Origin of the sequence: Dongia sp. (assembly GCF_041906375.1) — a bacterium.
In the GTDB taxonomy this organism is placed as follows: Bacteria; Pseudomonadota; Alphaproteobacteria; order Dongiales; family Dongiaceae; genus Dongia.
This window is the reverse complement of record NZ_JAYRJJ010000002.1, coordinates 386,763-395,768: the sequence shown is the minus strand read 5'-3', so window position 1 is coordinate 395,768 and position 9,006 is coordinate 386,763. Positions and strand designations below refer to the sequence as shown.

General features: G+C 63.6%; 12 protein-coding genes. 5 read left to right on the top strand and 7 right to left on the bottom strand.

The annotated features are described in order from the left end of the window. The first annotated feature begins 134 nt into the window (after positions 1–134). Positions 135–635, top strand: a complete 501-nt coding sequence (locus tag ACE3OA_RS08620; RefSeq protein ID WP_374310017.1) for a PAS domain-containing protein — start codon at positions 135–137, stop codon at positions 633–635. Here ACE3OA_RS08620 and ACE3OA_RS08615 read toward each other — a convergent pair. Genes ACE3OA_RS08615 through ACE3OA_RS08595 form a run of 5 tightly spaced genes read right to left on the bottom strand, consistent with a single transcriptional unit; the run spans position 621 to position 3,513 of the window. Then, positions 621–1,133, bottom strand: coding sequence for a PAS domain-containing protein (locus ACE3OA_RS08615; RefSeq protein WP_374310015.1), 513 nt, complete (start codon positions 1,131–1,133; stop codon positions 621–623). The genes ACE3OA_RS08620 and ACE3OA_RS08615 overlap by 15 nt on opposite strands. A gap of 47 nt (positions 1,134–1,180) precedes the next feature. Continuing rightward, complete coding sequence (locus ACE3OA_RS08610) at positions 1,181–1,510, bottom strand: putative quinol monooxygenase (protein ID WP_374310013.1); 330 nt, start codon at positions 1,508–1,510, stop codon at positions 1,181–1,183. A gap of 5 nt (positions 1,511–1,515) precedes the next feature. After that, complete coding sequence (locus tag ACE3OA_RS08605) at positions 1,516–2,013, bottom strand: DUF3828 domain-containing protein (protein WP_374310011.1); 498 nt, start codon at positions 2,011–2,013, stop codon at positions 1,516–1,518. Positions 2,014–2,021: 8 nt separating this feature from the next. After that, positions 2,022–3,116 carry an NAD(P)H-dependent flavin oxidoreductase gene (locus ACE3OA_RS08600; protein WP_374310009.1) on the bottom strand — a complete coding sequence of 365 codons (1,095 nt, stop codon included), beginning with the start codon at positions 3,114–3,116 and terminating at the stop codon, positions 2,022–2,024. A 13-nt stretch (positions 3,117–3,129) separates the two neighbouring features. Next, positions 3,130–3,513: a nuclear transport factor 2 family protein gene (locus tag ACE3OA_RS08595; protein WP_374310007.1), complete on the bottom strand. Its 384-nt coding sequence runs from the start codon at positions 3,511–3,513 to the stop codon at positions 3,130–3,132. Positions 3,514–3,637: 124 nt separating this feature from the next. On the opposite strand from ACE3OA_RS08595, the gene ACE3OA_RS08590 reads away from it, so the two are divergent. The 3 genes from ACE3OA_RS08590 to ACE3OA_RS08580 all read left to right on the top strand — a co-directional run bounded on the left by ACE3OA_RS08590 (position 3,638) and on the right by ACE3OA_RS08580 (position 5,229). Beyond that, the gene (locus ACE3OA_RS08590; protein ID WP_374310005.1) at positions 3,638–4,009 is read left to right on the top strand and encodes a winged helix-turn-helix transcriptional regulator; all 372 of its coding nucleotides are present in this window, start codon (positions 3,638–3,640) and stop codon (positions 4,007–4,009) included. Continuing rightward, positions 4,006–4,620 carry a transglutaminase-like cysteine peptidase gene (locus tag ACE3OA_RS08585; protein ID WP_374310003.1) on the top strand — a complete coding sequence of 205 codons (615 nt, stop codon included), beginning with the start codon at positions 4,006–4,008 and terminating at the stop codon, positions 4,618–4,620. The genes ACE3OA_RS08590 and ACE3OA_RS08585 overlap by 4 nt, the downstream gene beginning before the upstream one ends. 84 nt (positions 4,621–4,704) lie before the next feature. Further along, complete coding sequence (locus ACE3OA_RS08580; protein WP_374310001.1) at positions 4,705–5,229, top strand: hypothetical protein; 525 nt, start codon at positions 4,705–4,707, stop codon at positions 5,227–5,229. On the opposite strand, the gene ACE3OA_RS08575 is transcribed toward ACE3OA_RS08580, so the two are convergent. Further along, on the bottom strand, positions 5,226–6,404 hold the full coding sequence (locus ACE3OA_RS08575) for an aminotransferase class V-fold PLP-dependent enzyme (protein ID WP_374309999.1): 1,179 nt from the start codon (positions 6,402–6,404) through the stop codon (positions 5,226–5,228). The two genes, ACE3OA_RS08580 and ACE3OA_RS08575, sit on opposite strands and share 4 nt — an antisense overlap. 165 nt (positions 6,405–6,569) lie before the next feature. On the opposite strand from ACE3OA_RS08575, the gene ACE3OA_RS08570 reads away from it, so the two are divergent. Then, entirely contained in the window at positions 6,570–7,922 is a 1,353-nt protein-coding gene (locus ACE3OA_RS08570; RefSeq protein ID WP_374309997.1) for a methyl-accepting chemotaxis protein, read from the top strand. Here the strand turns inward: ACE3OA_RS08570 and ACE3OA_RS08565 are convergent. Then, positions 7,919–8,824 carry an AraC family transcriptional regulator N-terminal domain-containing protein gene (locus ACE3OA_RS08565; protein ID WP_374309995.1) on the bottom strand — a complete coding sequence of 302 codons (906 nt, stop codon included), beginning with the start codon at positions 8,822–8,824 and terminating at the stop codon, positions 7,919–7,921. The genes ACE3OA_RS08570 and ACE3OA_RS08565 overlap by 4 nt on opposite strands. Positions 8,825–9,006: the final 182 nt, after the last annotated feature.

Below are 9,006 nucleotides of genomic sequence, written 5' to 3'. Positions count from 1 at the left end.
CTGCGGGCCTTCGCGCAAATCTTGCCGCTCGCCGGTGGGGCGCCTATGATTCCCTTCGACCCGGTCAAGGAACGGCAGGACGGCGTCATGCGCCGCGCGCATGCAAGCGGCGGGGTCGAGAAAGGTCGGCAGGCATGCAGACAGATTTCGATGCCGATGCTTTCGCCAAGGGCCTTCCCCAATCGATTCTGCGGCGCTTCTTCGATTATTGGCGAGCCAAGAAGGGCAGCCGTGAAATGCCGACGCGAGCCGATCTCGATCCGCTCGATTTTGCCTATGCGCTGGGGCACCTGATCCTGGTCGATGTCGAGCGTAACCCGATGCGCTTCCGCTTTCGGCTCTATGGCACCGCGCTGATCAATTTCTTCCGCGATGGGGATTACACCGGCAAATATGCCGACGAATTGCTGCCGCCCGACTATGCGCCCTATGTGGTCGAGCTCTATCGGACCGCGGTGGAAGCGCGTATCCCGCGTTATGCACGGCGCGATCTGGTGATGAACAATCAAAGACTGTCCTACGACGCGCTCACCTTGCCCCTTGCCGATTCGGACAATCCGGCCGAAATCGCCATGCTGGTCGTCCTGCTCCTTCCTCAGGAAAGAAGCACGCCCACCGATTCAGGGCGAATTTGAAGCAGCCTTCGCCGGGTCCGGAAAGGGGATGCCGTCGGTGGCGATGTCGGGCGGGAAGCTGGAATAGTCTTCGATGGCGAGGCATTGGCTGATCATCGCGCCGACCCGCAGCGGGAACATGCCGAACTTCACCTCGAGCTTGTAGCCAGCGCGCGTGGGCCAAGTGTAGCTGCCGAACACCGGCTGCCCTGTCTCCCAGGCCTGATGGTAGCAATCGAGCAGAATGCGGTTGGCGCCATATTTGTCGGCGGCCAGAAATTCATCGACATAGCGGCCGGTCAGGCTGAAATCATTCCAGCGGTCAACCTCGGTGCCGGTGAGGATGTAGCGCACCCGGAAAGGCTCGGTCTCGTAGCGCACGATGTAGAGAAAGGGCAGCAGCTTCTTGATGGCAGCCGGATCGATATCGGCGCGCTGCGGCGCCATGCCGTTGTTCAGGCCGCGCCAGTAACTGAATAACTGCCCGATGCTGCCGGTCGGTTCCTGCTGCAGGCTCATGTCCTGAGCATGACCCGAAGCCGGGGCATCTGTCGAGTCCGCTTCCCTTAGAGATCCGGGGTCATCTGGTCGAGAATCGTTTCGGCGACGAGATGGCCGGCCTTGGCGCGGAAGGCGGCCAAGGCCGGGGCTTTCATGTGATCCTGCCAGAGATCGTAGCTCGCCCAGCTCTCCACGAAAATGACGCGGCCCTGCTTCTCGTTGGAGACATGCAATTCATAGCGGATGCAGCCGGGTTCCTTGACGACGCCGGCCACCAGCTCGCGCTGGGCCGCCAGCAATTCCGCTTCCTTGCCGGGATGTGCCTGGACCTGGGCGATGATGGTGAGCGGTTTTGAACTGGGCGAGTTTGAGCTGGGCGGGTTTGAGCTGGGCATTGGGCTCATTCCCCGTAAATCTTCGACAATTTATCATAGCCCCAATCGATATCGACGATCTGCCAGCCGGCGTCGGTCCTAGCCAGGGACAGTTTCAGTTCTTTTAGCTCGTCGTAATTCTTGAACTTGACCACGGCCATCGTCTTGTCCGGCTCGGCCGATTTCGCCACCGCGATGGCGAGGTCCGTCACCTGCCAATCCTGCGCGCCGACGAAGGGATCGCCGTCGAGCGCCGGAATCTCGTTGGCGGCTGCGGCCTGCTTGAAATCCGCGTCGATCTTTGCCGCCAGATCGGGAGCGAAATATTTCGTCACCATGGCCGGATCGCCGAGATCCACGCCGCTGCCGGCGGGCTTGTCGGCATAGTGACCATAGAGCTCGTTCAAGAGATCCTGGGGGCTGGCAAAGCCCCCCTCTGCCAAGGCCTGGGGTCCAGGCGCGGCGCAGCCGGCAATGATCAGGCCGGCGGCCAGGAAGAGCGAGCGCAGCAATCCGTTCAGCATGAATATCCTCATTTTCGCGAGAGCAGTTCCAGGGCTCCGGCGGCGAGTTTCCGGGTGAGGTCGCCGGCCGGCAGGGCTTGACCGAGACTAGCCGCCTGGCCTGCCCAGAGCGAGCTGAAATCGCCGGAACTTTGCGCCTCTGCCTTGGCTTTCACGGGAGCGAGCGCGCCGCCGGCCAGCGGGAAGGCAGGGGCGTCGCGGGTGATGGGGCCAAGTTCGCGCATCACGCGGTTGACGAGGCCACGGGCGGGCCGGCCGGTGAAGATGTTGGTGAGGGCCGTCAGGTTGTCCTTGGCCTGATGCAAGGCGGCGCGGTGCATCGGCGTGATGCGGGCTTCGGGCGTGAAGAGATAGGCGGTGCCCAGCTGGACACCGGCGGCCCCCAAGGCGAAAGAGGCGGCAATGCCGCGCGCATCGGCGATGCCGCCGGCAGCGATGACCGGCACCTTCACCGCATCGACCACCTGCGGCACCAGGGCCATGGTGCCGGCCTGGGTGCCGGCAATGTCGAGCGGATCGTGACCCAGGGCGTTCTCCAGGAAGATGCCGCGATGGCCACCGGCCTCGGCCCCTTGCGCGATGATCGCGTCGGCGCCGTTTCGCTCCAGCCACACCGCCTCGTCGACCGAGGTGGCGGAGGAAATGATCTTCGCCCCCGTCGCCCGCACGCGCATCAGCAAGGCCTGTTCCGGCAGGCCGAAATGGAAGCTCACCACTTCCGGCTTGAACGCCTCGACCAGGCGGCAGAGTTCGTCGTTGAACGGGGCGCGGTTGCTGGCGGGAATGGGGGCGGCGGGATCGACCCCGAACTCCTCGTAGAAAGGTTTGAGGCGCCGGCGCCATGCCGTCTCACGCGTCTCGTCAACGACCGGCTCATGATGGCAGAAGAAATTGACGTTGATGGGCTTTGCCGTCTGCTGGCGGATGATCTGCAGCTGTGCGCGCATCTGGTCGGGCGTGAAGGTCGCCGTGGGGAGCGACCCGAGGCCGCCTGCTTCGGCGACGGCGACGGCCATGTCGGCGTAACACGGTCCTGCCATCGGTGCCTGCAGGATCGGATGCTCGATATGGAAGAGGTCGAGAAGGCGGCGGTCGGGCCACATGGCGGGCTACTCCTTAGGCGGCTTCGGGTGTCAGATCGAAATGAAAAACCTTCGCCATGATCTGCCAGCGCCCGTCGAGCTTGACGAAGGTGAGGAGATCGGTGAAGGCCTTCGGGCCGATGGCGCAATTGACCGTGGCGATGGCGGTGACCGGTCCGGCGAATTGAATCGAGACGATGCGGTCGGCGCGTATTTCGTTGCGGCCGGCAGGTGCGGGGCGCGCATCGACGACGGGAAAGTAGCTCGCCATCGTGTGGTAGGTCAGTGTCCCTTCGGTGGCGCAGGCATAGATCGCCTGGGGGTGGAACACGCGAGCGAGGCGCTTGGTGTCGGAATGATAGAGGCCGTCGAAATAGATTTCCAAAGCGGCAACGATTTCCTGGTAGCGCGGGTCCATGCGACGTCTCCGACAGGGTTGGGCTTGCTGGGGCCGAGCTTAGGGGGATATGGTAACCGATGTATACTGCGGCACCGGTCCGGATCTCATTTTCCGGTAACCGCGCGGTAACCGGAGAGACGGCATGGCCTTGAAACAGCGCAGGAGCGACGCCGCACCGCTGCCACCGCGTTGCGCGGTGGGCGAATGCATGGCGCTGCTGGGTGGGGCATGGACGGCCAATGTGGTCTGGCATCTCAGCGGCGGCCCGCGCCGCTTCGGCGAGCTCAGGCGCGACATGCCGCCGATTTCGCCCAAGATGCTGAGCGCCCGGCTGCGCGATCTCGAAGCCAAGGGCGTGGTGATGCGGGTGGCGCGCCCGACCGCGCCGCCTTCGGTCGATTACGAACTGACGCCGCTGGGGCGCGAACTGGTGCCGGCGATCGAGGCCATCGTCGCGGTCGGGCATAAACTTAAGGCGCTGGCCGGCAATGCCAAGCGAGCGGCCGCGGAATGAAGCGCCTGCTGGCCCTCATCCTGATCGCAGTCCTGCTGCTGCCGGCAGCGGCCGAGGCACGCGTCTATCCGCCGATCTTCAATTCCAAGGAATTCGCCAATAAGGGCATCAAGAAATTCCCCAAATGGGGCGACATGCTGGCGCGCTGGCACAACGCGGCGCCCTGCGATTCCGACCAATGCACGACCGATGGCTGGCCAGACCTGCTCGCGGAACTGCAGGGCAAGGATCGCATGACCCAGATCAAGGAGGTCAACCGCTTCTTCAATTCGGAGCGCTATATCGTCGACATGAAGAATTGGGGCGTCGAGGATTATTGGGCGACACCCTATCAGTTTCTCAAGATGGACGGCGATTGCGAGGATTACGCCATCGCCAAGTTCATGGCCCTGAAGGCGCTGGGCATTCCGCCCGAGGACATGCGCGTGCTGGCCTTGCGCGATCTCAACCTCGATGTCGGCCATGCGGTCCTTATCGTCTATGAAGGCGATACACCCTTGCTGCTGGACAACCAGATAAAGACGGTGGTTCCGGCCAATTCGGTGCGGCACTACCTGCCGATCTTCTCCCTCAGCGAGACCGGCTGGTGGCTGCATCGGAAGGCACCCTGAGCCGATGCGCGTTTAACCATTTGTTGAGAATTCATTGCTCTTCTTGCGCGTAGACCAACCACAAGCCGAGGAGCGCGCTTTCCCATGGATCTCGAGAACTGGCGCTATCCCTATGGACTGAAGACGTATCGCCTGGTGCTCGGCCTGCTGCTCTTCAGCGTGGCCGGCTATGGCGGCTTTCATCAGGCGCTCTTCGGCGAAAAAGGTTTGAGGCTCTTCGGTTTCATCCATCTCGACGTGCTGCAGGCGCGGGTCTTCTGGGCAGCCCTTGGCATCCTCTCCATCGGTCTGGTCGTATCCGCCATCATCTCGCTTTATCTCGGCATGACCACCGAACGGGCCGTCGTGCTGCGGCCGCGCGCGATGACCTTGCCGCGCCATATCCTGACGGCGACGGAAGTGACCATCCCCTATCGCGATATCCTGTGGCTGAAAATGGGCGGTGCCGGCCGCCATCAATATTTCCGCATCCGCACCGACAAGGAAAACATCATGGTGCGCAAGGGTGCGCTGCCGGACCATGACACGTTCATGGAACTCTATCAGGAATTGGGCACGCGGGTACGGCGCGCCGAAGCAGCCTTCGGTGGCGCCGGCTATCAGAGTTAAGCAAGCTCCGCGCAGAGCGCCAGCAGCCGGTCCACATCATCCTCGCTGTTGTAGTAATGCGGGCTGGCGCGGACCAGCATGGGCAGTTTGCGCCGTTCGGCATCGATCCGCGTGCTGGCGGGATCAGAGGCGCCGATGTTGATATTCCTGGCGGCGGCCTGTTTGACAATGTCCGCCGCTGCCACCCTCTCATGAGTGAAGCTGACGATGGCGGAGGGGTTGGGACCCAGATCGCGCAAGGTGACATGCTGCAAGGCGCTAAGGCCGTCGCGCAGGCGCGCGGCCAATTGGCGGCAGCGCGCCTCGATGACGTCCAGGCCGATCGCCAGCGCATAATCGACTGCGAGGCCGAGGCCGAGGCGCGCTGCGTAATTGTTCTCCCAATTCTCGAAGCGCCGCGCATCGGGGCGCAGCTCATAGCGGTCGCGCGCCACCCATTCGGCGGCGAAATGGTCGATCATGGGCGGCTCCAGCTTTTGCATCAGCGCCCGGCGCATATAAAGGAAGCCGCTGCCGCGCGGTCCGCGCAGGAACTTGCGCCCCGTGGCCGAGAACATGTCGCAGCCGAGCGCTTCGACATCGACCGCCATCTGTCCCACCGCCTGGCAGCCGTCGAGGAGATAAGGGATGCCGTGCGCGCGCGCCACCCGACCGATGGCGGCGGCGGGATTGGTGAGGCCGCCATTGGTCGGGACCCAGGTGATGGCGATGAGCTTGACGCGCCCGTCGATCATGCCTTCGAGCGCACCGACATCGAGCAGGCCGTTGGGGCCGGAGGGCACCACGTCGATGATGATGCCGCTGCGGCGCATGATCTGCAGGAAGGCCACGTAATTGGCGCCATATTCCGCTTCCGCGGTGAGGATGCGGTCGCCGGGCTTGAAGGTGAGGGCCAGGCCGTAGAAGGCCATCTGCCAGGCGACCGTCGCATTCTCGACCAGCGCGATCTCGTCGGGCGCCGCGTTGAGAAGGCGGGCCACGGACGCATAAACGCCGTCCAGCTGCTGGGCCTCCTGGGCCGCCGCCGCATAGCCGCCGATCTCGGCCTCGAGGTCGAGATAATCCTTCATGGCCTTGACGATGGGCGCCGGCGTCAGCGCGGCGCCGGCATTGTGAAGATAGGCGCGGCGGGCAGTGGCCGGCGTCTCGGCGCGGATGCGGGTGAGGTCAAGCATGGGTAGGGTCCAAATTCGTCAATGATGCCAATCCCCTGTACCTCTTTACCATTGCTTAATCGGCATCGTCGATAAAACGTAAAACATTAATCAAATTGTGGGATTGCAATGTTCGGTTTCGGTCGGGGAAAGAATAGCGGTGCCTTGCGATCGGCGGAGGCGCCGATGCCAGCCATGGCCGAGATAGAAGGTTTTCACCGGGCGCTCGCCCAATGCCTGCGCGATCTCGCGGCCGGCGATTTTGAGAAGGATCTCACCTGCCGCGGCGCTCTCACCAGCAATCCTGCCGCCCGCGACCTGGCCGAGGCCGTGCGCGCACTGGCCGCCGCGCTACAGGCGCAGGCCTCGCGCGATCTCGACGCCAATGTGGCCCTCACCATCAACAGCAATGAGGCAGCGATCCGCAGCGCGCGCATGATCGCCGCCGCTCGAAACACATCGGATCGTACCCAGGTCCTCGCCAGCGCCTCGACCGAAATGGTGGCCTCGGTCAAGGCCATCAGCGAAACCAGCCACGCCGCTGCCGATGAAGCCGCCGCCATGCGCAGCATCGTCGAGGCCGGCGTCAGCGCCGTGCGCCGGGTCACCGGGACGATGGAGGGCATCGCCGCCTCGGTGCAGGACGCGACCAGCAAAGTGACCGATCTCAGTGCGGCATCCGAGGAGATCGGATCGATCGTCGGTACCATCGAGGCCATTGCCAGCCAGACCAACCTATTGGCGCTCAACGCCACCATCGAAGCGGCGCGGGCCGGGGAATACGGCAAGGGCTTTGCCGTGGTGGCGACCGAAGTGAAGAATCTATCGAAGCAGACCAGCCAGGCCACCGAAGACATCAAGGCGCGCATCGGTCGGCTGCGCAGCGAGATGGCGCGGATCGTCGAGGCGATGTCGAGCGGTGCCGCGGCGGTTACGACCGGCACCAGCGAAATGAGCGACCTGGCGGCGAAGATCGATGAGGCCGGCGCGCGCACGGTGACGGTGAGTGGCAAGATGGAAGAGATCGCCGGCATCCTGGCGGAACAGAATGCCGCCATCGACGAGGTATCACGCGGTATCACCGGCATCGCCGAACTGGCCGGCGTCAATGTCAGCGAGGTCACGCATCTATCCGAAGTCATCGACAGCAATCAGATGCAGCTCGGCGGGCAATTGCAGCATCTGGCGCAATGTTCCTTCCCGCACAAGATCACGCGCCTCGCCAAGGCGGACCATGTCATCTGGAAGAAGCGGCTGGTCGACATGTCGGTCGGCCGCACGAAATTGCGCGCCGAGGAATTAAGCGACCACAGATCCTGCCGGCTGGGCAAGTGGTACTATAGCGACGCATCTGCCGATTTCCGGGACCGCGCCGATTTCCGTGCCCTGGAGGCCCCGCATGCGGCCGTTCATCAGCACGGCAAAAACGCGGCGACACTCTTTGCCGCCGGTGAACTCGACAAGGCGCTGCGCGAGATCGAGGCCGTCGAGAAGGCGTCGGAAGAAGTGCTGCAGCGCCTCGACGATCTCAGCCGCTAGGCCGACAGCAGCATTTCCGGCGACGCCTTCAGCCGGTTGGCGTCGCGCAAGGGCGGGGCGCCGAACAGGCGGCTGTATTCGCGGCTGAATTGCGAGGGCGATTCGTAGCCCACCTGATGGCCGGCGCTGGCGGCATCGGAGCCTTGGATGAGGATCAGGCGCCGCGCTTCCTGCAGGCGCAGCTGCTTCTGGTACTGGAGCGGGCTCATCGCCGTCACCTGCTTGAAATGATGATGCAGCGCCGAGGCGCTCATGCGTGCTTCCGCTGCCAGCGTCTCGATGCTGAAGGGTTCGGAGAAATGCTGCTTGATCCAGCTGATGGCGCGGGTGACGCGCCGCAGGTTGCTGTCGGCCTGGGCGATCTGGCGGAGGCGCGCGGCATCCGGCCCCTGCAGCAGCCGGTAGAGGATCTCGCGCTCGGCCAAGGGCCCGAGGACAGCGAGGTCGCGTGGATTGTCGAGGAGGCGCAGCAGGCGCATCACTGCATCGAGCAGTTCGGGTGTTACCCGGCTGACCGAGAGGCCGGCGCCCGGCGTGTCGCGGCCTGTATTCTCCGCGAGGCCGGCCTCGAGGATCAGTTCGCTGATGAGCGCGGGGTCGAGGTTGAGGCGGAAGCTGAGATAGGGATTTTCCGGCGTCGCATCCACCACCTGGCCCACCACCGGCACGTCGACCGAGACCACCAGATACTGGCTGGCGTCATAGAAATAGATGTTGCCGCCGACGATCACCTGCTTGCGTCCCTGGGCGAGGATGCACAAGGCGGGCTCGTGCACACCGTGCATCGGCTCGGAAGGCTGGCTGAGCTTGAACAGGGCGACGCGCGGCAGGGCGGTCTCCTGCACCCCTTCGCCCTTGGTGTATTGATCAATCAGTGCAGCGAATTCGGCTTGCCGATCCATTGTCCAAATCCTCTCAAACTCAGGAAATCCGCAGATAATCAGTGGGTAAGCGGGGTGCGGTCAGGAAAAGCATATAGGCGTCGACGTCCTCCGGGAAAGTGACATTTGAGGAGTCTGGAGGATTAGGCAAGAAGAAGACAGTTCTGGTCTACCACCCGCGGGCCTTTATCCCGCATCTTCAC